Source organism: Enterobacter vonholyi, assembly GCF_040834095.1.
Lineage (GTDB): Bacteria > Pseudomonadota > Gammaproteobacteria > Enterobacterales > Enterobacteriaceae > Enterobacter > Enterobacter vonholyi.
This window is the reverse complement of the sequence record NZ_CP162152.1, coordinates 2,437,262-2,458,582: the sequence shown is the minus strand read 5'-3', so window position 1 is coordinate 2,458,582 and position 21,321 is coordinate 2,437,262. Positions and strand designations below refer to the sequence as shown.

20 protein-coding genes are annotated in these 21,321 nt (G+C 53.8%); 10 read left to right on the top strand and 10 right to left on the bottom strand.

From position 1 onward, the window contains the following. The first annotated feature begins 200 nt into the window (after nt 1-200). The 4 genes from AB3N39_RS11615 (at nt 201) to acnA (ending at nt 3,588) form a co-directional block, all read left to right on the top strand. Nucleotides 201-341: a YmiA family putative membrane protein gene (locus tag AB3N39_RS11615; protein ID WP_213327741.1), complete on the top strand. Its 141-nt coding sequence runs from the start codon at nt 201-203 to the stop codon at nt 339-341. Between the two features lie 2 nt (nt 342-343). Then, entirely contained in the window at nt 344-514 is a 171-nt protein-coding gene (locus tag AB3N39_RS11610) for a hypothetical protein (protein WP_032656727.1), read from the top strand. 138 nt (nt 515-652) lie between these two features. Further along, entirely contained in the window at nt 653-751 is a 99-nt protein-coding gene (gene ymiC, locus AB3N39_RS11605; RefSeq protein ID WP_032623144.1) for a small membrane protein YmiC, read from the top strand. Nucleotides 752-912: 161 nt separating this feature from the next. Next, on the top strand, nt 913-3,588 hold the full coding sequence (gene acnA / locus AB3N39_RS11600; RefSeq protein ID WP_367896744.1) for an aconitate hydratase AcnA: 2,676 nt from the start codon (nt 913-915) through the stop codon (nt 3,586-3,588). Nucleotides 3,589-3,625: 37 nt separating this feature from the next. On the opposite strand, the gene ribA is transcribed toward acnA, so the two are convergent. Continuing rightward, entirely contained in the window at nt 3,626-4,216 is a 591-nt protein-coding gene (ribA, locus tag AB3N39_RS11595) for a GTP cyclohydrolase II (protein ID WP_008501210.1), read from the bottom strand. 197 nt (nt 4,217-4,413) lie between these two features. Here ribA and pgpB point away from each other — a divergent pair, with 197 nt between their 5' ends. The 5 genes from pgpB (at nt 4,414) to yciH (ending at nt 8,063) form a co-directional block, all read left to right on the top strand. Then, nucleotides 4,414-5,181: a phosphatidylglycerophosphatase B gene (gene pgpB, locus AB3N39_RS11590; RefSeq protein WP_133294571.1), complete on the top strand. Its 768-nt coding sequence runs from the start codon at nt 4,414-4,416 to the stop codon at nt 5,179-5,181. A 148-nt stretch (nt 5,182-5,329) separates the two neighbouring features. Beyond that, complete coding sequence (locus AB3N39_RS11585) at nt 5,330-5,638, top strand: LapA family protein (RefSeq protein WP_023312067.1); 309 nt, start codon at nt 5,330-5,332, stop codon at nt 5,636-5,638. A gap of 6 nt (nt 5,639-5,644) precedes the next feature. Beyond that, nucleotides 5,645-6,814, top strand: a complete 1,170-nt coding sequence (gene lapB, locus AB3N39_RS11580; protein WP_115875429.1) for a lipopolysaccharide assembly protein LapB — start codon at nt 5,645-5,647, stop codon at nt 6,812-6,814. 185 nt (nt 6,815-6,999) lie between these two features. Next, nucleotides 7,000-7,737: an orotidine-5'-phosphate decarboxylase gene (gene pyrF / locus AB3N39_RS11575; protein WP_023335943.1), complete on the top strand. Its 738-nt coding sequence runs from the start codon at nt 7,000-7,002 to the stop codon at nt 7,735-7,737. Next, nucleotides 7,737-8,063, top strand: a complete 327-nt coding sequence (yciH, locus tag AB3N39_RS11570) for a stress response translation initiation inhibitor YciH (RefSeq protein WP_115875427.1) — start codon at nt 7,737-7,739, stop codon at nt 8,061-8,063. Before pyrF ends, yciH begins: the two co-directional genes overlap by 1 nt. Nucleotides 8,064-8,168: 105 nt before the next feature. Here yciH and osmB read toward each other — a convergent pair whose 3' ends face one another. The 3 genes from osmB to AB3N39_RS11555 form a co-directional block, all read right to left on the bottom strand. Further along, nucleotides 8,169-8,387 carry an osmotically-inducible lipoprotein OsmB gene (osmB, locus tag AB3N39_RS11565; protein WP_008501216.1) on the bottom strand — a complete coding sequence of 73 codons (219 nt, stop codon included), beginning with the start codon at nt 8,385-8,387 and terminating at the stop codon, nt 8,169-8,171. A 263-nt stretch (nt 8,388-8,650) separates the two neighbouring features. Continuing rightward, a complete protein-coding gene (locus tag AB3N39_RS11560; protein WP_115875425.1) occupies nt 8,651-9,403 on the bottom strand; it encodes a DNA-binding transcriptional regulator YciT in 753 nt (250 codons plus the stop codon). Between the two features lie 43 nt (nt 9,404-9,446). Continuing rightward, nucleotides 9,447-9,629 (bottom strand): hypothetical protein, encoded by a 183-nt coding sequence (locus AB3N39_RS11555; RefSeq protein WP_111965955.1) that lies wholly within the window; start codon nt 9,627-9,629, stop codon nt 9,447-9,449. 193 nt (nt 9,630-9,822) lie between these two features. On the opposite strand from AB3N39_RS11555, the gene AB3N39_RS11550 reads away from it, so the two are divergent. Continuing rightward, on the top strand, nt 9,823-10,692 hold the full coding sequence (locus AB3N39_RS11550) for a crotonase/enoyl-CoA hydratase family protein (RefSeq protein WP_115875424.1): 870 nt from the start codon (nt 9,823-9,825) through the stop codon (nt 10,690-10,692). Here AB3N39_RS11550 and pdeR read toward each other — a convergent pair. From pdeR to AB3N39_RS11520, 6 genes are all read right to left on the bottom strand, one after another. Continuing rightward, complete coding sequence (pdeR, locus tag AB3N39_RS11545; RefSeq protein WP_115875422.1) at nt 10,689-12,680, bottom strand: cyclic di-GMP phosphodiesterase; 1,992 nt, start codon at nt 12,678-12,680, stop codon at nt 10,689-10,691. The two genes, AB3N39_RS11550 and pdeR, sit on opposite strands and share 4 nt — an antisense overlap. A gap of 322 nt (nt 12,681-13,002) precedes the next feature. Next, the gene (locus AB3N39_RS11540; protein WP_252093079.1) at nt 13,003-14,937 is read right to left on the bottom strand and encodes an exoribonuclease II; all 1,935 of its coding nucleotides are present in this window, start codon (nt 14,935-14,937) and stop codon (nt 13,003-13,005) included. An 88-nt stretch (nt 14,938-15,025) separates the two neighbouring features. Further along, a complete protein-coding gene (locus AB3N39_RS11535; RefSeq protein ID WP_133294568.1) occupies nt 15,026-16,012 on the bottom strand; it encodes a CMD domain-containing protein in 987 nt (328 codons plus the stop codon). A gap of 151 nt (nt 16,013-16,163) precedes the next feature. Continuing rightward, nucleotides 16,164-16,952: an enoyl-ACP reductase FabI gene (fabI, locus tag AB3N39_RS11530; protein WP_003856831.1), complete on the bottom strand. Its 789-nt coding sequence runs from the start codon at nt 16,950-16,952 to the stop codon at nt 16,164-16,166. Nucleotides 16,953-17,222: 270 nt separating this feature from the next. Further along, nucleotides 17,223-20,318 (bottom strand): multidrug efflux RND transporter permease subunit, encoded by a 3,096-nt coding sequence (locus tag AB3N39_RS11525; RefSeq protein WP_367896743.1) that lies wholly within the window; start codon nt 20,316-20,318, stop codon nt 17,223-17,225. Nucleotides 20,319-20,322: 4 nt separating this feature from the next. Further along, nucleotides 20,323-21,234 carry an ABC transporter six-transmembrane domain-containing protein gene (locus AB3N39_RS11520; protein ID WP_367896742.1) on the bottom strand — a complete coding sequence of 304 codons (912 nt, stop codon included), beginning with the start codon at nt 21,232-21,234 and terminating at the stop codon, nt 20,323-20,325. Nucleotides 21,235-21,321: the final 87 nt, after the last annotated feature.

Sequence of the window (21,321 nt, the reverse complement as noted above, 5' to 3'; positions counted from 1 at the left end):
GGCGACAAAAGTAGAAACTAATTTACGCCTTCGCAAATTTTTCTTTTCAATTATTTATTTCTGGTCAAAAGAATGAATATTTCATACCTTCCGGTGCGTAAATTCACTGGCTTTTCGGCTAAAGTTTCTTTAGGATTTATCTCAACAGATGATTAATTGTACCAATTGTTTGGTCCTAAATGATAAGCGATGTCGATTGTATGAGGTTAGCAATGCCTTCAGGAAGTGAAGAACCGCAAAGGGATCCTGCGCTCAAGCGTAAAGCCTGGCTGGCGGTCTTTCTCGTCTCTACCCTGTTTTGGGTGGTGGTTGCTCTCCTGGCCTGGAAATATTGGGGTTGAATATGGCAGTGACGGTACGTACAGAAACGGTAAAACAGATGTGTCAGCATCGTGACAACGGCCACAGAGGGCGTAAAGCACCTGCGACTGTTGTACCCGCGTCCTGGAAACTGACGCCGCAGCAGCAAGCGTTTATTGATGTGTTCGCAGAAGACGAACCCAAAAAACAATAATTTAGTTTATTGCGTAATGATGCAAATAGTCTGAATATCGACTCTGCACTTTTGTACTCTTTAATAAATACACATCAGCAATATAGCACTGAGGACAAACCTCGGAACTTTTTATAAATAATGCCTGGTGTCCCTATGATGAATAACATGACGTCTCACAAATACTGGTCATGGATCGGCGTTTTTACCGTGTCGATTCTGTTCTGGAGTCAGCTCATCTGGTTGGCCCTCCACTAAATTGTAAAACCTCGCTACGGCGGGGTTTTTTGTTTTCCCGTTCGGGACCAATCCTAAATTTATCAATTTGGGTTGTTATCAAAACGTTACGACATCTTTGTGTTATCTTTAATTACGGCCCTGATGATTGTCGGGGCATCTCTGTGATTAAGGAGGAGCTTATGTCGTTAACCCTACGCGAAGCCAGTAAGGACACATTACAGGCAGAAAATAAAACCTGGCATTACTACAGCCTGCCGCTGGCTGCCAGAACGCTTGGGGACATTTCGCGTTTACCCAAGTCATTGAAAGTTTTACTGGAAAATCTTTTGCGCTGGCAGGACGGTGACTCTGTCACCCTCGATGATATCAAGGCGCTGGCAGGGTGGCTTGAAAATGCCCATGCCGACAGAGAAATCGCCTATCGCCCGGCCAGGGTGCTGATGCAGGACTTTACCGGTGTCCCTGCCGTCGTTGATTTAGCCGCGATGCGCGAGGCCGTTAAGCGTCTCGGCGGAGATACGGCAAAAGTGAATCCGCTTTCACCTGTTGACCTTGTCATTGACCACTCCGTAACCGTTGACCGCTTTGGCGATGATGACGCCTTTGGCGAGAACGTGCGTCTCGAGATGGAACGTAACCACGAGCGGTATGTATTCCTGAAGTGGGGACAGCAGGCGTTCAGCCGGTTCAGCGTGGTCCCGCCGGGTACCGGTATTTGTCACCAGGTTAACCTTGAATATCTGGGGAAAGCCGTCTGGAGTGAGTTGCAGGATAAAGAGTGGGTCGCCTATCCGGACACGCTGGTGGGCACGGACTCCCATACCACTATGATTAACGGTCTGGGCGTGTTGGGCTGGGGCGTCGGCGGTATCGAAGCAGAAGCGGCCATGCTCGGCCAGCCGGTGTCCATGCTTATTCCTGATGTGGTGGGCTTCAAGCTTACCGGTAAGCTGTCTGAAGGCATTACTGCCACCGATCTGGTGCTCACCGTCACTCAGATGCTGCGTAAGCATGGTGTGGTGGGCAAGTTTGTAGAATTCTACGGTGATGGTCTGGATTCGCTGCCGCTGGCAGACCGTGCCACCATTGCCAATATGGCGCCGGAATACGGTGCAACCTGTGGCTTTTTCCCCATTGATGATGTCACGCTGGAATACATGCGCCTTAGCGGGCGCAGCGAAGAGCAGGTCGCGCTGGTGGAGGCCTATACCAAAGCGCAGGGCATGTGGCGAAACCCGGGTGATGAACCGGTCTTCACCAGTACGCTAGAACTCGATATGGGAAGCGTCGAGGCGAGCCTCGCCGGGCCGAAACGTCCGCAGGATCGGGTTGCGCTGAGTGACGTGCCAAAAGCCTTTGCCGCCAGCAATGCGCTGGAGGTGAACGTGGCGCAGAAAGACCATCGCCCCGTAGACTATGTTCTGAACGGACATCAGTATCAGCTCCCGGATGGCGCGGTAGTTATTGCAGCCATTACCTCCTGCACCAACACTTCGAACCCAAGCGTGTTAATGGCGGCTGGTTTGTTGGCTAAAAAGGCGGTAGAGCTTGGGCTAAAACCTCAGCCATGGGTCAAGGCCTCGCTGGCACCGGGTTCCAAAGTGGTATCGGATTACCTGGCGCAGGCCAAACTGACGCCGTACCTTGACGAACTGGGCTTTAACCTCGTGGGCTACGGCTGTACGACCTGTATTGGTAACTCCGGCCCGCTGCCTGAACCCATTGAAACGGCGATCAAGCAGGGTGACCTGACGGTAGGCGCGGTCCTGTCCGGTAACCGAAACTTTGAAGGGCGTATTCACCCGCTGGTGAAAACCAACTGGCTCGCCTCGCCGCCGCTGGTTGTGGCATATGCCCTGGCAGGGAACATGAATATCAACCTGGCGACCGATCCGATTGGTCACGATCGCAAGAATGACCCTGTCTACCTGAAAGATATTTGGCCATCATCGCGTGAAATCGCGCTGGCCGTTGAGAAGGTTTCTACCGAGATGTTCCGTAAAGAATACGCGGAAGTCTTTGAAGGCACGCCGGAATGGAAAGCCATCAACATTGCAGGTTCGGATACCTATGGCTGGCAGGATGACTCGACCTATATTCGTCTGTCGCCATTCTTTGATGAGATGCTGGCCGAGCCGGCACCGCTTAAGGATATCCACGGCGCGCGCATCCTGGCGATGCTGGGAGATTCCGTCACGACGGACCATATCTCTCCTGCGGGGAGTATCAAAGCCGATAGCCCGGCGGGCCGTTACCTGCAGAGCCGGGGCGTCGAGCGTCGCGATTTTAACTCCTACGGATCGCGTCGCGGCAACCATGAGGTGATGATGCGCGGGACCTTTGCCAACATCCGCATTCGTAACGAAATGGTACCAGGCGTGGAAGGGGGCATGACCCGTCATCTGCCGGGGACGGAAGTCGTGTCGATTTATGATGCGGCGGTCAAATATCAGCAGGAAGGTACGCCGCTGGCGGTGATCGCCGGGAAAGAGTACGGTTCCGGCTCCAGCCGCGACTGGGCGGCGAAAGGTCCGCGTCTGCTTGGCGTTCGCGTGGTCATCGCCGAATCGTTCGAACGTATTCACCGTTCGAATCTGATCGGTATGGGGATCCTGCCGCTTGAGTTCCCGCAGGGCGTGACGCGTAAAACGCTGGGCCTGACCGGGGAAGAGCTGATTGAGATTAGCGGTCTGCAAAGCCTGCAGCCGGGTAAAACGGTGCCGGTGAAGTTAACCCGTGCAGACGGGAAAACCGAGGTGCTGGATTGCCGGTGCCGTATAGATACGGCAACCGAGCTGACCTATTACCAGAACGACGGCATTTTACATTATGTGATTCGTAATATGCTGGATTGATGATACGAGCCCGGCACCCGTGCCGGGCTTTTTAGCATCACTCTTTCAGCAGATGGCCCATTTTGGCGGCTTTGGTATCAAGGTAGTGGGCGTTTTTCGGGTTACGGCCGACAATCAGCGGTACACGCTCGACGATGTTGATCCCCGCTTCGGTCAGGATCTCCACTTTTTTCGGGTTATTGGTCAGCAGGCGAACTTCGTCCACGCCCAGCAGCTTGAACATATCGGCGCACAAGGTGAAGTCGCGTTCGTCAGCGGCAAAGCCGAGCTGATGGTTTGCTTCAACCGTATCGTAGCCCTGATCCTGAAGCGCGTAGGCGCGAATTTTATTTAGCAGGCCTATATTACGACCTTCCTGACGGTGATAAAGCAGCACGCCGCGGCCTTCTTCTGCAATATGAGACAGGGCGGCTTCCAGCTGGAAACCACAATCACAGCGCAGGCTGAACAGCGCGTCGCCGGTGAGACACTCTGAATGGACGCGGGACAGCACCGGCGTCTGCCCTGAAATGTCGCCATACACCAGCGCGACATGATCCTGTCCGGTTGCCAGTTCTTCAAAACCCACCATCAGGAAATCGCCCCAGGGGGTTGGCAGTTTGGCTTCTGCCACACGTTTAAGCTGCATGTGATTCTCCAGAGTAGGCTGACACGTTTCGTGCCTTTGCCCTGTTTTGCTTTCTGTATCAGTTCATTTTGCCACAAGCTCAGCAGGTTCGCCTAATGGGCACCATGCTATATGAACGTTAAACGCACGATCCGACATATCCACCCAAAGGATTAATTTCAGTTATGATTGTGACGCTTAGCGAAAAAGGAGAAGACATGCTTTCAATCGCCAGACGTACGGCAGCAGGTGCGGCCATTTTACTGATTATGCCTCTGACCGTATGGCTTTCAGGCTGGATGTGGCAGCCCGGGCATAATGCCATGTGGCTGAAAACCTTATACTGGATAACGGAAACGGTCACCCAGCCATGGGGAATAATTACCCACGTACTCCTGTGCGCCTGGTTTCTGTGGTGCCTGCGCTTTCGCCTGCGTGCGGCACTGATGCTCTTTGCTATCCTCGGTGGCGCTATCATTGTCGGTCAGGGGGTGAAGTCCTGGGTGAAAGATCGCGTTCAGGAGCCGCGTCCTTTTGTCGTCTGGCTGGAAAAAACCCATCATGTTCCGGTGGATGAGTTCTACAATTTAAAGCGTAAAGATCGTGGCGCGCTGGTAAAAGAACAGCTTGCGGAACAGCAGGATATCCCGAAATTCTTGCGTAAACACTGGCAGAAAGAGACGGGGTTCGCGTTTCCTTCGGGTCACACCATGTTTGCGGCCAGCTGGGCGTTGCTGGGGGTTGGGCTGCTTTGGCCTAGGCGTCGAACGATTACGATCGCGATTTTACTGGTCTGGGCGACGGGGGTTATGGGAAGCCGCTTGCTGCTGGGGATGCACTGGCCGCGCGACCTGGTCGTCGCCACGCTCATCTCATGGTTGCTGATCGTGCTGGCGACCTGGCTCACTGAACGATTCTGCGGCCCGCTAACTCCACCGCCAGAAGAGAAAGCAGAAATAGCCGAAAGGGACCAAACCGACGCCTGACGGTTGATATTCCGTATTTTGCCCATAGATCCATGACCTGCGCGTCACTTTTTCCGTTTCGCGCTCGTCGCTAAAATGGTAGTTTATAAGGCTGATTGCGGTGAATTGAACACACTTTATTCGCTTGAACCACATAACGGGAAGTAATGTGAAATATTTACTCATTTTCTTACTGGTATTGGCGATTTTTGTCATTTCAGTCACGTTGGGTGCACAAAACGATCAGCAGGTGACGTTTAACTATCTGCTGGCTCAGGGTGAGTATCGCGTCTCGAGCCTGCTGGCGGTCTTATTTGCTGCCGGCTTTGCCATTGGCTGGCTGGTTTGCGGTCTGTTCTGGCTGAAAGTCCGTGTTTCGCTTGCGCGCGCTGAACGTAAAATTAAGCGACTTGAAAATAACATTGCCCCTGCGTCTGACATCCCGGAAAGCTCTGGCGTGCCGGTCGTGAAGGAATAATCGACTATGCTGGAGTTGTTGTTTCTGCTTTTGCCTGTAGCCGCAGCCTATGGCTGGTATATGGGCCGCAGAAGTGCGCAACAAACAAAACAGGATGAGGCCAATCGGCTCTCCCGCGACTACGTTGCGGGGGTAAACTTCCTCCTGAGCAATCAGCAGGACAAAGCGGTAGACCTGTTCCTCGATATGCTGAAAGAGGATACCGGGACGGTTGAAGCGCATCTCACCTTGGGAAACCTCTTCCGCTCTCGCGGCGAGGTTGACCGCGCCATTCGTATTCACCAGACGCTGATGGAAAGCGCCTCTCTGACCTACGATCAACGTCTACTTGCAGTGCAACAGCTGGGGCGGGATTACATGGCCGCGGGGTTGTACGATCGTGCTGAAGATATGTTCTCCCAGCTGGTGGATGAAACAGAGTTCCGCATCGGCGCGCTGCAGCAGCTCCTGCAGATTTATCAGGCCACCAGCGACTGGCAGAAAGCCATTGATACGGCTGAACGTCTGGTGAAGCTGGGGAAAGATAAGCAGCGCGTTGAGATAGCCCATTTCTACTGTGAGCTTGCGCTTCAGCAGATGGGCAATGACGACATGGATAAAGCCATGGCGTTACTGAAGAAAGGTGCTGCCGCGGACCGCAACAGCGCGCGAATCTCCATCATGATGGGGCGCGTTTTTATGGCGAATGGCGACTACGCCAAAGCCGTTGAAAGCCTGCTGCGGGTGATCGACCAGGACAAAGAGCTGGTCAGTGAAACGCTGGAAATGCTGCAAACCTGCTATCAGCAGCTGGATAAGCAGGAAGAGTGGGTAGCATTCCTGCGTCGCTGCGTGGAAGAGAACACCGGCGCCACCGCTGAACTGATGCTCTCAGACGTCGTTGAGAAGTATGAGGGAAGCGACACCGCGCAGGTTTACATTACGCGTCAGCTGCAGCGTCATCCGACCATGCGGGTCTTCCATAAGCTGATGGATTACCACCTTAACGACGCGGAAGAAGGGCGCGCCAAAGAGAGCCTGATGGTGCTGCGCGACATGGTTGGCGAGCAGGTGCGCAGCAAGCCACGCTATCGTTGTCAGAAGTGTGGTTTTACCGCGTATACGCTCTACTGGCACTGTCCTTCCTGCCGCGCCTGGTCCACTATCAAGCCAATCCGTGGCCTGGACGGGCAGTAATTTTTTAAAAGCCTTTATTTTAGTTACAACATACTGGTGGCTTTTAACGCTTTCTCAACACCGTGCGGTTTGCTGGCCTGTCAGGGAAATAAATGGATTCTGTCAATTTGCGACGACGGCAGGTAGAATGCTGGCCGTTTATCTGTTCCGCGCCGCTGCGCGCCCATAGACGAAAAGGGCTGGTCATGACGTCTGTTACATCCTCCACTTCCCGAGTAATTACGGATTCTCCTGTTGTTGTTGCGCTTGATTACAATAAGCGTGACGCTGCACTGGCGTTTGTCGACGGCATTGACCCTCGCGACTGCCGTCTGAAAGTTGGCAAAGAGATGTTCACGCTGTTTGGACCGCAAATCGTTCGCGATCTGCAGCAGCGCGGCTTTGACGTTTTCCTCGATCTGAAATTCCATGATATCCCGAATACCACGGCGCACGCCGTTGCCGCAGCCGCAGAACTGGGCGTATGGATGGTTAATGTCCACGCGTCGGGTGGGGCAAGAATGATGACCGCTGCCCGTGAGGCGCTCCTGCCGTTCGGTAAAGATGCACCGTTGCTGATTGCGGTCACCGTGCTGACCAGTATGGACGAAAACGATTTACGCGACCTGGGTGTGACGTTGTCACCAGCAGAGCACGCTGAGCGCCTCGCGCGTCTGACCCAGCATTGCGGCCTGGATGGCGTCGTCTGCTCCGCGCAGGAAGCGGTACGTTTCAAATCAGCGCTGGGCAAGGATTTTAAACTCGTCACGCCGGGTATCCGTCCTGCAGGCAGCGACGTGGGCGATCAGCGCCGCATTATGACGCCTGAGCAGGCGCTGGCTGCAGGCGTTGACTACATGGTCATTGGGCGTCCGGTGACGCAGTCTGCAAACCCGGCTGAGACGCTTAAGGCTATTAACGCATCGCTGAAGAAGGGGGCGTAATGACCGATTCCAACAGCCGCCTGGTCTATTCAACCGATAGCGGGCGTATTGACGAACCGAAAGCGAAAGTGGAACGTCCAAAGGGGGACGGCATTGTTCGGATCCAGCGCCAGACCAGTGGACGAAAAGGAAAAGGGGTTTGTCTTATCTCCGGCATTGACCTTGATGATGCTGAACTGACAGCGCTGGCAGCCGAACTGAAAAAGAAATGTGGCTGCGGCGGTGCCGTGAAAGACGGCATTATTGAAATCCAGGGTGATAAACGTGATTTAATTAAATCTCTGCTGGAAGCCAAAGGTATGAAAGTCAAACTGGCAGGCGGCTAAAATAAATGAGCCACGGCAAATGCCGTGGCTCGTGTTATATACGTGCGTATGTCAGACCTGAAATGCGTTTAAATATCGCATTACCGGGGAAGGCTTGGATAATTATTATTTGCCAACCTGGTGACCGATAATACCACCGACAGCAGCGCCACCTAATGTACCCAGCGTACTACCATCCGTTAATACTGCACCACCGAGAGCACCGGCACCGGCACCAATAGCGGTGTTACGGTCGCGTTTAGACCAGTTAGAGCACGCGCTCAGGGACATTGCTACAGTGATTGCCAGAACAGCGGCGGCTAATTTTTTGCTGGTTAAGGTCATAATACTTTCTCCTGAATTATCGATTCACGGAAAGATGTACGCATTAAGTATAGACGAATCGAATACTTAATTCTTTTTCCCGTGAAAGCTGGTCGCGCAGGCGTTACTTCATCACGCAGGTGATAGTCACTTCCTGTTATATCGCTAACAGTAATTTTACGACTTTAATGCAGGTTAAACAGGTAAAAACTCTTAAAGCAGGGTTAAGAATCATCTCAGAGAAAGAAAGGCGTATGCGCCCGAAGTTCGGGCGCGGAGGGGAGTCAGGCGCTGGTTTTAATAATATTGACGATCAGACCACTGTCTTCCAGTTTATTACGGTGCGCGTCGCTCAACCGCTCGTCGGTAATCACACGGCTAAAGCGTGAAACGGGGCCCATCGTGTAAGGGTGAACGGCGCCAAATTTAGAGCTGTCTGTGAGCACAATGGCTTCACACTCTTTTTCCAGCACGGCATTCACCACGTCGGAGCGCATCATATCCCGGCCGGTAAAACCTGTCTCCGGCTGCCAGCCGTCAATCCCAATAAAGGCCTTGCTGAAATGAACCTGCTGGACGTACTGACGGGTCAGCGGGCCTACCATGCTTTCGCTTTTTTTCTGGTAAATTCCGCCGAGCAGTATCACCTCGCAGCGCGTCTCTTTGAGCAAATGCGCGATATAGCTGCTGACGGTGATGATGGTCACGTCTTTTTGATCGGCAAGCGTGCGCGCCAGAAGGGCATTACTGCTGCCGTTTTCAATAAAGACGGTCTCGCCGTTGTTCACCAGGGACGCGGCAAATTCAGCCAGTTCACGTTTGAGCGCGTAGTTGTTCATCATGCGCGTCTCAACGTCATCACTGTCCAGAGGGACAGCATATCCGTGCGCGCGACGCAGGTAGCTCTGTTTTTCCAGCAGATTAAGATCCTGACGGATGGTGACTTCAGAAACGCCAGTGGTTTTAGCGAGATCGACTACGCTTACGCGTCCCTGATCGATGACCATCTGCAAAATGAGTTGTTGTCGGGAATTCATAGCATCCATTTAATAAAGCGAAACGAGGTCGGAGACGGTGGGGTTAAACTTCCCACGGCGCTTTTGGCTGTCCGTTTTCAGGCGTATTGTCAGCGCCATTCTGAGCGAGAAGTTCAGACTTCAGGATCTCGAGATTACGGATAGCAGAGTGATAATCGCCTGCCACCAGGATATCCAGCACGGTATCAATTCGTTGTGCTACAGCTTGTGCGTCAATAGTCGACATAATCTCACTCCAGGCGCGAAAAGTTAATATTTTCAATGATGCAGAAATTAGGGTCAAAAGAGAAGGGAAAAAATGCAATAACTAAATTACATAAACGTAAGTGATAAATTTATTCCCCCTCATGTAGCAGGCTTAATGAGTGGATTAGTCTAAAACTGCGCGCAACGCGCTTTTTTATAAGAGGAATTAGACTATGACAGTTATCAATCAGCCTACCTGTACACTGTTTACCGACACTGAACGGTTCACGCAGCTGTCGGGTTATTACGAGGCGGAGCGTCACACCGTCTGGATGATGCTGCGGGCTCAGCCGCGACCTTGCTTTAACCATGCGTTAATTGAGGAGATCATGAACTTTTCATGGCTGGTTCGCCAGTCTGGCTTTGCGGTTGATTTTTGGGTAACCGGATCGCTGGTTCCGGAGATGTACAATGTGGGCGGTGACTTACAGTTCTTCGTCGAGTGCATTCAGAACGGACGTCGGGAAGCGTTGCGGGCGTACGCGCGCGCCTGCGTTGATTGCGTCCATGCGGCCTCACGAGGGTTTGATACGGGAGCCATCACTCTGGCAATGGTCGAGGGCAGTGCGTTAGGAGGTGGTTTTGAGGCCGCTCTGGCGCACCATTTCGTCCTGGCTCAGCGCGATGCCCGTTTAGGTTTCCCGGAGATAGCCTTCAACCTGTTTCCGGGTATGGGAGGATATTCCCTGGTTGCACGCCGTTCAGGCATGAAGCTGGCGGAGGAACTCATCTACAAAGGGGAATCCCATACGGCTGAATGGTACGAGCAGCACGGGCTGGTGGAAGTCCTGTTTGAACCCGGACAAAGCTATGTCTCCACCCGAACCTTCATCGATACGCTCCGGCCAAAACTGAACGGCGTAAGGGCGATGCTGCGCGCCCGTACCCGCGTTCTGCAATTGCCCCGCAGTGAACTGATGGACATCACGGAAGACTGGGTGGATGCTGCTTTCTGCCTGGAGCCGAAAGATATCGCCTACATGGAGCGCCTGGTCACGCTGCAAAACCGCCATCACGCGGCGGGTCTGCGTAAAGCCAGTTAACGTTGATTTCGCGCTTGATATCGTTTTAGCCACCGCTCGAATGCGGCAGCGGGCATCGGCTTAGCAAACAGAAAACCCTGCCGCTCGTTGACGCCGTTCTTGGTCAGAAAGGCGTCTTCTTTTGCATTTTCCACACCTTCGGCAATTACCTGCAGATTTAACGCCTGCGCCACGGCGACAATAGCGCGCACCAGTGACTGGGAAATAGACTGCTTATGAATGTCCCTGACAAAGGATTGATCGAGTTTAATGGCGTCGATAGGGAAGCGGGCGAGCTGCGAAAGAGAAGAGTAGCCGGTGCCAAAATCATCCAGATGAATTTGCGCCCCGAGTCTGCTGAACTGCTGGATCACGGAGAGCGCCAGCTCTTCGTTCTCGATAAGACAGCTTTCGGTCAACTCGACGTCGACCGGGCAGTATTCAAAATTCAGATCCTTCAGCGCCTGCTTTAAGTCGCTGAAGATAGTCTGGTCGGCCAGCTGTCGTGCAGAGACGTTCACCGCCACGCGCAGGTTAATTCCCTTATCGCGCCATTTTGCCACCTGGCGAACCACATCGAGCATCACCCAGCGCCCAAGCGGCACAATCAGCCCCGACTCCTCGGCATAAGAGATAAATTCCAGCGGCGGGATCAGACCGCGTTCTGGTGATTGCCAGCGGACCAGTGCTTCAAGACTTCTGACTTCCCCACGCCAGGTTATTTTGGGCTGATAGTGGATTAGAAGCTGATCGTTATCCAGTGCTTTACGCAGGTTGGTATCCAGCCAGAGATACTCAAATACGCGCTGGTTCATCTCGGGTGAGAAGACGCAGAACTTGCCCCGGCCGTTCTCTTTGGCGGTGTACATGGCGGTATCGGCGTTACGAATGACGCTTTCCCGGTCGCTACCATGCTGCGGGGCGAGGGCGATACCCAGAGAGCAGCCGGTATAAATCTCAATCAGACCGATTCGGAACGGCTGGCGCAGACGGGTTAAAATGCGCGACGCCATCGCCTCCAGAGAGCCCTGTGAGGTATTGGTGGCCATGACGATAAACTCATCACCGCCCAGTCGTGCCAGCACCTGTTCCTCATCCAGACAGCTCAAAATGGCGAGGGCGACAGCCTGTAACAGCTGATCGCCAAACATATGCCCGTAAGCGTCGTTGACCTTTTTAAAGTTATCCAGATCGAGATACACCACGCCTACCTGCGTGTCGCCGCGGTTGGCGATGGCGTCAGAAATCAGATCGTGGATCGCATTGCGGTTGGGCAAGCCGGTGATGGTATCGGTATTGGCCAGCACGCGCAGCCGCTCCTGAGCGCGGCGTTCCTCGGTAATATCTGTCCCGGAACAGATAAGGAAAATTTCATTTTTACCGCTGCCGCTGTGAACGAATTTGTTTCTGAACAGAAACAGCCGCTGCCCTTTACGCGTTTTGATCCAGCGTTCGACTTCGTAGGAGCTGCCGTTGCGAAAAAAACCGGTAATATTGCGCTTTGAAGCGGCCGCTTCGCTGCGGCTCATAAACAGCTTAAACACGTTCTGGCCAATCACTTCCTGCTCTTTCAGGCCGGTATACTCTTCGCTAAGCCGGTTAAAACGCTGGATATTGCCGTGCCGATCGAGAATAACAATGACGGAGTTGGCCTCAGAGACAACCTGTTCCGCAAAAGAGAGCCCTTGAGCCAGATCGCGCGCCACGGAGGGCGTATCGTTCCAGGCGGAAGCGGTTCCGGCCCACTCGTTACGGGTAATTTTGCGGCCCACAAGATGCACCGGGACATCTTCTCCGTACAGGGAGAGCGACATGGAAATGCTGGAGGTAATAACGGTTAAATGACGGATGAGATCGGCCTGTTCATCGTCCAGCGCCACGACCTGAGTGACATCTGCATTTTCGCTGGTGGAAAGGTGCAGAGCGTTGCTGTCAGCTGACAAGCGCCACCACGGGCTGTGGGTCCCCATGTAGCGAAACAGCAAATTCTGCTCCAGATCGTCCATCATGTTTTCTCCCGCAGCTGTTCATTAGCGCACAAATTATTCATTTGTTGTCGACTTTTCCGTTGAGAAACAGCGGCAAAACCGAAGTGAACCTGTTGTTTTTCCCTGCTTTCTTATAATAAAACGAGTCAGGTTAAAAAGGATACTGAGCGTATAAAAATTCACGCAACCGAATATAACAACACTCTTTTACTGTAGATAATTCTGGCGGTTTTGGGCGAAGGGATACTGAAAATAGTAAGGAAAAATAATGATTTTGTGGCGGGGATAAAAATAAAAATTGTCGGCCCTTCCGAAACGAAAAGACCGACAATTGAAGCGGTTATCAGGCGACAGGACGCGCGATAATACTGCGGGTTTCCATGCGGACTTCGGCGATATTAACGTCAATCACGTCGGTGACTTTGTAAACTGTTTCACCTTTGATTTGCACGGTACCGTTTTCCTGACTACAGACCATTTCGTCGCGAACCGCATGCAGGAATGGCGCAGGAATAAACGCGACAGCGCCGTTATCGACCAGACGGACGCGCATCCCCCCGCGGCTGATATCGATGATCTCTGCGGCAAAACGGGTATCCGTACCGGCTTTATCCTGCAGGAAGCGTGCGTACAGCCAGTCCCCAACGTCACGTTCCGCCATGCGGTTCAGACGGCGACGATCGGCCATCTGCTGCGTGGTGTCCTCCTGAGGACGGGCAATGGTTTCACCTTTGATAATTGCTTTCAGCAGACGGTGGTTAACCATATCGCCATACTTACGGATCGGCGATGTCCAGGTGGCGTAGGCTTCGAGGCCAAGACCAAAGTGCGGCCCAGGCTCGGTGCTGATTTCAGCGAAGGACTGGAAGCGACGAATGCGGCTGTCCAGGAAGCCTGACGGTTGCGCGTCCAGTTCGCGGCGAAGCTTGCAGAAGCCCGGCAGCGTCAGCACTTCTTCCGGATCAACGTGCACATCGTGATTCTTCAGCAGGGCCGCCAGCGCTTCGGTATTTGCCGGGTCAAACCCGGTGTGAACGTTGTAAATGCCAAAGCCCAGTTTGTCGCGCAGCACGCGTGCGGCACAGATGTTGGCGGAAATCATCGCCTCTTCAACGATGCGGTTTGCAATGCGTCGCGGTTCGGCCACGATGTCCAGCACTTCGCCTTTCTCGCCCAGAACAAAGCGATAATCCGGGCGGTCCTTGAACACCAGCGCGTGAGTTTTACGCCACTCGCCGCGGTTCAGGCAGATGCGATGCAGGAGACGGATCTGCGCGGCAATGGCGTCGGAATCAGGTTTCCAGCTACCGGTATTTTCCAGCCAGTCGGAGACGTTATCGTAGGCCAGCTTGGCTTTCGACTCGATAGTGGCGGCGAAGAACTCGATATCGTCTTCAATCGCGCCATCTGCGGCGATAGTCATGCGGCAGGCAAGGACCGGGCGCACTTCATTTGGACGCAGCGAGCAGAGATCGTCTGACAATTCGCGCGGCAGCATCGGAATATTGAAGCCCGGCAGGTAGTTGGTGAACGCACGGATTTTCGCCGCGTCATCCAGCTTGCTGCCCTCGGCAATCCATGCGGTGGGATCGGCAATGGCAACGGTCAGATGCATTTTGCCGTCGGCGCTCTCTTCAGCGTACAGCGCGTCATCCATATCTTCTGTGCTCGCGCTGTCGATGGTGACAAACTCCAGCGCGGTGAGATCGCGACGGGTCAGACCCTCATCCTGCATCTCGGTCGCTACGCCGTTCGGCGCTTCTTTTTCAAGTTTATGGCGTGCCAGCGTGACCCACCATGGCACGAAATGGTCGGCGCCAAAGGTGATGAACTGGGTCAGTTCAGCATAAAAACCGCGATCGCCTTTCAGAGGATGACGGCGCATTTCTGCTACGGCCCAGTCACCTTCTTTAAAATCATGCTCAACGCCACGGGCGGCGCGGCAGGGAATAGCATCTTTCAGCAGGGGATGATCCGGCACGATAGAAAGACGATCGTCTTTTCTCTGTACCTTACCCACAAAACGGGTCAGGAACGGTTCGATCAGTTCTTCCGGCTCGGCAGACTCGCGGTCCTTCTCGGTATGAATGACGGCCATGACGCGATCGCCATGCATCACTTTCTTCATCTGCGGAGGCGGAATGAAGTAGCTTTTCTGCGCGTCAACCTCAAGGAAGCCAAAGCCCTTTTCCGTGGCTTTTACGACCCCTTCTGCACGCGGCGTCTGGGAATGCAGTTGCTGTTTAAGCTGCGCTAGCAGCGGGTTGTCCTGAAACATAATGTTCTATTTTCGTAGCCATTGAGCGGCTGACAGTTTTACGCGATTCTCACTGTCTCAGCAAGCGGTCTTTGGGTAATGAGTGTGGTTATTCCTCTTTACCAAACGCGACTTTCAGACGATTAAGCCAGCCATCAAACGCACTCCGGGTAAGCAGCGTGATGGCTTGTTCGCCCGTGAGCCCTTGATCCGTGATCGGGGTAAACTGCGCGGCGCTGAAGCGGTCCGGAGAGCGTGTCAGCAGTTCGAGCGCCGCTGAAAGTTCGGTGGAAGTCAGTGGGATCTCTTCGCGAGTGTTTAACAGGATTTCGCCGGTCAGATCGAGCAGCGTCGGCTCATGACAAAGAACCGGCGTCAACGCCTCAAGCGCGGGTTCAGCCTGCCAGCGGGACAAGGACTCAAGCTGATGCGCATTCGCATAGCGCAGCTCAACGACAGGTAAAAGCGGCGTCCACGCATCGTGGCTAGCGGGGAGCGTGTGCGGCTGAATATGATGTCCCGGCAACCAGCGAACAGGATGTCCCAGCAGGGCCTGAAAAATTGCGACCACGCGCGCCTGAAAACCGATAAAGCCGATAATCTGGTTAATTACCACGATGTCGTACGTGGACAGGCCCACCTCGTCAAGCTGGTTGCGGGCTTTATCATCGATCACATCAGGAGAGCTGGAAAGCTGGCGGGCATACTGCGTAATTTGCGCCAGACGTCGGTTGCTTTCGCGCGAGGAGTCCGGGCCGGGAAGCGGGGCGAGGAGGGCGGCATAGTGGTTACAGAGCCGCTGAACGCCGCAGGCCTGTGCGACCGTTAGCGCGGTACTGAGCCGATCGTAGGCGCTGAGCGTATGCAGGCGGTTCACGGGAATCGAGAGCGGAAACAGCTGGTGGCATAAGGCTCTGGCAGGAGCAAGCCAGCCAGAACAGGCGGCGACAATCTCATCAGGCAAGGCTAAATCGAGCAAAAAACGATCGTCGACGTTAGCGGCTTCGGGCACCAGGGGCAGAACATCAGTCTGCGCGTGGTTTGACTGGGTCTCGTGATACCAGTGGCCTTTGCCGGAAAAACGGCGTTGTTCCATGTGCGTTCCTTGATCTCAAAATGGCGATCAATATCCTGGCGTAAGGCAGATAAAGGGAAAAATATTGTTAGGTGATAACAAATAGCAGAACGGAATAACGAAGGGAGGGGAGGGGGGAAACTCTCTTCCCGTGCGGGAAGAGAGTCACAGCTTATTTAATTTCCAGCTCGTTCATTGCAGCGATGTTGAAGCCGCCGTCAACGTGAACCACTTCGCCGGAGATACCCGCGGAAAGGTCAGAGCACAGGAATGCTGCAGAGTTACCCACATCTTCAATGGTAACGGTACGACGAATCGGGGTAACCGCTTCGCAGTGAGCCAGCATTTTACGGAAATCTTTAATACCGGAAGCCGCCAGGGTGCGGATAGGACCTGCAGAGATGGCGTTAACGCGCACGCCTTCAGGACCCATTGCGTTCGCCATGTAGCGTACGTTGGCTTCCAGAGAGGCTTTCGCCAGGCCCATAACGTTGTAGTTAGGGATAGCACGCTCAGCGCCCAGGTAGGACAGAGTCAGCAGGGCTGCGCCCGGGTTCAGCATCGCGCGGCAGGATTTCGCCATCGCAACGAAGCTGTAGGAGCTGATGTCGTGAGCGATTTTAAAGCCATCACGGGTAACCGCGTTTACGTAGTCGCCGTCCAGCTGGTCGCCAGGAGCGAAGCCGATGGAGTGAACGAAACCGTCGAATTTCGGCCATGCTTTTGCCAGTTCAGCAAACATCCCGTCGATGCTTTCGTCTTGTGCAACGTCGCATTCCAGCACGATGCTGGAACCCAGCTGCGCGGCAAACTCTTCAACACGGCCTTTCAGCTTGTCGTTCTGATAGGTGAACGCCAGTTCAGCGCCTTCGCGATGCATTGCCTGTGCGATGCCGTATGCGATGGACAGTTTGCTGGCAACGCCAGTCACCAGAATGCGCTTACCGGAAAGAAAACCCATAGCTTTAATCCTTATATTCATTGCTAATTTTGCCTTGTAATTCATAGTGTTACAGGCAGTATTTCAAAATCATTCGAAATTAGCTCGAAATTATAGCCCACTCACAGCCCCTTGTGTCACGATATTTCTCGCTGTTCTCCGAAGACGCCTGCTCCGAAGAATGCGCCGCGGACTCGCGGGGGCTCAAAATTTCAGCATTCGTCCAGTATACCACCCGGCAACAGCTTCGCCTCATCCAACCAGCGAGGAAGCGCGATCCCGCAAGGGTATTCACGCTTTTCTGATGTTGTCGATGAAACGCACAATAACGATAAAGAAAACCGGTACGAAGAAGATTGCGAGAAGCGTGCCGCTAATCATGCCGCCAAAGACTCCGGTACCGATGGCATGCTGCGTACTGTCGCTCGCACCGCTGGCCAGCATCAACGGAACAACCCCCAGAGTGAAGGCTAACGATGTCATCAGAATGGGGCGCAGGCGCTGGCTGGCGGCATGAACGGTTGCCGCCAGCAGGGGCTGCCCCTGACTATGGAGCTGCCTGGCAAATTCGACAATCAGAATGGCGTTCTTGGCCGACAGGCCGATGAGCGTAATCAGGCCCACCTTGAAGAAAACGTCATTCGTCATGCCGGCGACAGACACCGCTACTACCGCGCCGATAAGACCCAGTGGAACGACCAGCATGACCGCGAATGGGATAGACCAGCTCTCATACAGCGCGGCGAGCACCATAAATACGACCAGTATCGACAGGACGATAAGGCCCGGAAGCTGAGATTCCGATTTTATCTCCTGTAGCGAACTCCCGGCCCACTCGCCAGCCATACCCTGAGGCAGGCTCCTGGATAAGCCTTCCATGACCTTCATTGCGGTGCCGCTGGACTCTCCCGACGCCGCATTGCCGGTAATGCGAATAGCAGAATATCCCTGATAACGCGTCAACTGCTGCGGCGCAACGTTCCAGGAAAGCGTGGCAAATGTAGATACCGGCACCATCTGACCCATCCGGTTTTTTACTGATAATTTCAGTATCTGCTCAGGCTGCATTCGGTAGGGCGCATCGGCCTGAATAATCACCTGTTGAACGCGGCCGCTGTTCGTATAGTCATTGACGTAATTTGAGCCCAGGGTGACGGAGAGCGTCTGGTTGATTTCATCAAATGAAACGCCCATCGCTTCTGCCTTTTCTCTGTCCACCTGTAGCGCAAGGCTTGTTCCTTCCGGAAGACCGTCTATATACACGTCACTCAGTTCAGGACGCTGATTGGCCTGCAGGACCAGCGCATCGGCAGCTCGCTTTAAAGCCTCGTAGCCGAGTCCCGCTCTGTCCTGCACGTACCAGGTAAAGCCCGACGAGGTGCCCATATCCGAAATGGCCGGCGGGAGCAGGCTCATCGTGACGGCATCAGAGACGTTCGCCATGCTGGCCTGTATATGGTCGGCTTCATCCTGGGCCGTCGAACCCTGCCGATATTTCCAGTCCTTCAGCGTGGTGAAGGCCATAGCCGAATTCGGTCCTGAACCTGAAAATCCAAACCCCAGGATCATAATGTTGCTTTCAATATCCGGCCGGGCCGCAATTTCCCCTTCAAATTTTTTAACCACGTTCAGGGTACGCTGCATGGTGGCATCAGAAGGCAGCTGGATTGAAGACATAAAATAGCCCTGATCTTCGTCCGGCAGAAAGGACGACGGTAAGGAAGACATCCCCAAAAACAGCGCAGCACATAGCGCAACGTACAGGAGCAGCATACGTCCGGTTCGCTTCAGAACGGCACCCAGCCCGGCTTCGTAACAGGCGGTAAGCGAGCGGAAGCGCGCGTTAAACCCGACCGCGAACCGTCCGCCTCCGCTCTTTCCTGCCTTATGCGGCTTGAGTAACGTTGCGCACAGGGCAGGCGTCAGCGTCAGGGCAAGAAACGCGGAAAGCAGTATAGAGACCGCCATGGAAATACAAAATTGTCGGTAGATAATCCCGACGGATCCTTCAGCAAACCCCATGGGGATAAAGACGGCAGTGAGCACCAGCGTGATCCCGATAATCGCCGGGGTGATTTCCTGCATGGCTTGCCGCGTAGCGTCACGCGGGGAAAGGCTTTTTTCCTCCATCAGTCGTTCAACGTTTTCTACAACCACAATGGCATCATCAACAATAATCCCTATCGCCAGCACCATGCCGAACATCGTCAGAATATTGATGGAGTATCCGCTCAACAGCATCACGGTGAAGGTGCCAAGAAGGGCGACGGGAGCAACAATCGCCGGGATAAGCGTGCAGCGTATCTTGTGCAGAAACAGCAGCATAACCAGGAAGACCAGGACCATCGCTTCCACAAATGTCTGAACAACCTTCATGATAGAAAGTTTCACAAACGGCGCGGTATCGAAGGGGATCGTAAACGCCATTCCTTCGGGTAACACCCGGGAAAGTTCGTCGATGCGAGCCCGTACGCCGGAAGCCGTACTCATTGCGTTGGCGCCAGGCGAGAGCTGGATTGCCGCCGCCGTTGCGGGCACGCCATTTTCGCGGATACCAAAAGCGTAGCTTTGCAGACCAGATTCAATCCGCGCAATGTCGGACAGTTTCAGGCGGGCGCCGGATGCGTCAGACTTCAGAGTAATATTCCTGAACGCCTCTACCGAGGAGAGCTGTCCCTTCACGGTGATGGGATACGTCACCCCTTGTCCTGCAGAGGCGGGCTCATCTCCCGTTTTGCCGGGCGAAACCAGGGCATTTTGCTGGCCAACAGCGGTAAGCACATCGCTGACCGAAAGCCCGTAGCCGTGGAGCTTCATGGGATCCAACCAGATGCGCAGCGCTTTTTCGCCGCCAAACAGCTGAACTTTCCCTACGCCGGGCACGCGACGAAGCTCGTCACTGACGTTTCTGGCAAAATAGTCGCTTAAATCGGCTTCCTCAAATTGACCCGTCGCGGACTTAAGCCCCACCATCATTAAAAAGCCAGAGTTAGCGGCCTCGACGTTAATCCCGTTTTGCCTTACCGCCTGAGGTAGACGAGGCTCGACGATCTTAATCTGATTTTGCAGATCCATCTGCGCCAGCTTGATGTCCGTGCCCGGTTTAAACGTGACGGTAATCGATGCCGAACCGGTTGTGTCGCTGGATGATTCGAAATAGAGCAAATTATCGACTCCAGAGATTTCGCGCTCGATTAACGATACCACCGACGTATTCATGATATCGGGGCTCGCCCCCGGGTAACTGACGGAAATAATGATCCCCGGCGGTGCCACCGCCGGATATTGCGCAACCGGCAAACGGGGAATAGACAGGAGTCCTGCCAGCACGATAAACAGCGCCACTACCCAGGCGAAAACGGGGCGTTCAATAAAAAAATGAGGCATTAAATTAACGTCCAGTTACGTGAATTTCTTCATCAGTGGATACGCGTTTACCGATATCCCTGAGCTGCGAAAACTTCTCTAGAAGCTGCGGTGCGTCATCGAGGCTCGTCGCGAACATCCACATGTAGGTCATCACGGAATAAATATGTCCGGCGGTGATGCCGGTTGAGCGCGTCATCAAGACGATGGTCAGCGTAAAAAGCGCGGCAACAAGTACGCCAACCCACAAATATCCCCACGCCTCGCGGTCAGATAACGCGATACGTAAACGCGCAAGCGTGGAGTAATGTCGGTGAAGAGTGGCCGTTCCCGCCTTATGAACATAATCCACTTCTTTTTCCAGACGATTATTCAGGCGCATGAATAGCCATTCATTTTTACGGGCATATCCGGAGACAAATCCGAGCAGGACAAATACAATCGCAAAGCACATGACGCCGGCCCAAAATTCAATAAACAGCAACATGATTGCGGCGCCAAACAGTGAACTCAGCGACGTAATCAGCAGGGGAAGGTGCATTTCAAAGAAATCCACGTACTCACGCGAGAGCGTTACCCTGGCGGCGATTGCCGAATGGTTTAGCTGATACTTGCGCTGTGCCATAACGACGGATACCGCGAGGCCGGCATAAATGCGTGCAAACGTGCGGGTATCGACGCTTCGTCTGGCCGCGCCGATGAACCACATACAAAGCACCATCAGGCCATATAGCGCGGCGTTAAGCGTCTTCCCTGCGAGGATGGCATTTATCGCGATGCCTGCCAGAACGGGGTAAAGTAGAAACGTTACGTTTTCGGCCACCACCAGGAAGAAGGTGACAACCAGTTTTTTCCGGTGCCGGATCGCAAGTTTTTTAAGCGAGTGCATCACTCCGGCAGGCTCAGAAGGACTAAGATTATTATTACGGTTCATCATTATAGGCAAATCGCGTCAGACTTTTTTTAGTGAATTATTTTTGTGCAAAATAGTGTGATGGAGAGCCTACCGCGCGCCTGTTTAGCG

Coding starts and splice junctions, on each gene's coding strand:
- pdeR (WP_115875422.1), bottom strand. CDS start 12,680: ATGATGGACGATCTGGAGCAGAATTTGCTGTTTCGCTACATGGGGACC.
- AB3N39_RS11550 (WP_115875424.1), top strand. CDS start 9,823: ATGACAGTTATCAATCAGCCTACCTGTACACTGTTTACCGACACTGAA.
- ribA (WP_008501210.1), bottom strand. CDS start 4,216: ATGCAGCTTAAACGTGTGGCAGAAGCCAAACTGCCAACCCCCTGGGGC.
- AB3N39_RS11610 (WP_032656727.1), top strand. CDS start 344: ATGGCAGTGACGGTACGTACAGAAACGGTAAAACAGATGTGTCAGCAT.
- AB3N39_RS11525 (WP_367896743.1), bottom strand. CDS start 20,318: ATGCCTCATTTTTTTATTGAACGCCCCGTTTTCGCCTGGGTAGTGGCG.
- AB3N39_RS11560 (WP_115875425.1), bottom strand. CDS start 9,403: ATGAATTCCCGACAACAACTCATTTTGCAGATGGTCATCGATCAGGGA.
- AB3N39_RS11555 (WP_111965955.1), bottom strand. CDS start 9,629: ATGTCGACTATTGACGCACAAGCTGTAGCACAACGAATTGATACCGTG.
- AB3N39_RS11615 (WP_213327741.1), top strand. CDS start 201: ATGAGGTTAGCAATGCCTTCAGGAAGTGAAGAACCGCAAAGGGATCCT.
- lapB (WP_115875429.1), top strand. CDS start 5,645: ATGCTGGAGTTGTTGTTTCTGCTTTTGCCTGTAGCCGCAGCCTATGGC.
- ymiC (WP_032623144.1), top strand. CDS start 653: ATGAATAACATGACGTCTCACAAATACTGGTCATGGATCGGCGTTTTT.
- osmB (WP_008501216.1), bottom strand. CDS start 8,387: ATGACCTTAACCAGCAAAAAATTAGCCGCCGCTGTTCTGGCAATCACT.
- yciH (WP_115875427.1), top strand. CDS start 7,737: ATGACCGATTCCAACAGCCGCCTGGTCTATTCAACCGATAGCGGGCGT.
- AB3N39_RS11540 (WP_252093079.1), bottom strand. CDS start 14,937: ATGTTTCAGGACAACCCGCTGCTAGCGCAGCTTAAACAGCAACTGCAT.
- acnA (WP_367896744.1), top strand. CDS start 913: ATGTCGTTAACCCTACGCGAAGCCAGTAAGGACACATTACAGGCAGAA.
- pgpB (WP_133294571.1), top strand. CDS start 4,414: ATGCTTTCAATCGCCAGACGTACGGCAGCAGGTGCGGCCATTTTACTG.
- fabI (WP_003856831.1), bottom strand. CDS start 16,952: ATGGGTTTTCTTTCCGGTAAGCGCATTCTGGTGACTGGCGTTGCCAGC.
- AB3N39_RS11535 (WP_133294568.1), bottom strand. CDS start 16,012: ATGGAACAACGCCGTTTTTCCGGCAAAGGCCACTGGTATCACGAGACC.
- AB3N39_RS11520 (WP_367896742.1), bottom strand. CDS start 21,234: ATGATGAACCGTAATAATAATCTTAGTCCTTCTGAGCCTGCCGGAGTG.
- pyrF (WP_023335943.1), top strand. CDS start 7,000: ATGACGTCTGTTACATCCTCCACTTCCCGAGTAATTACGGATTCTCCT.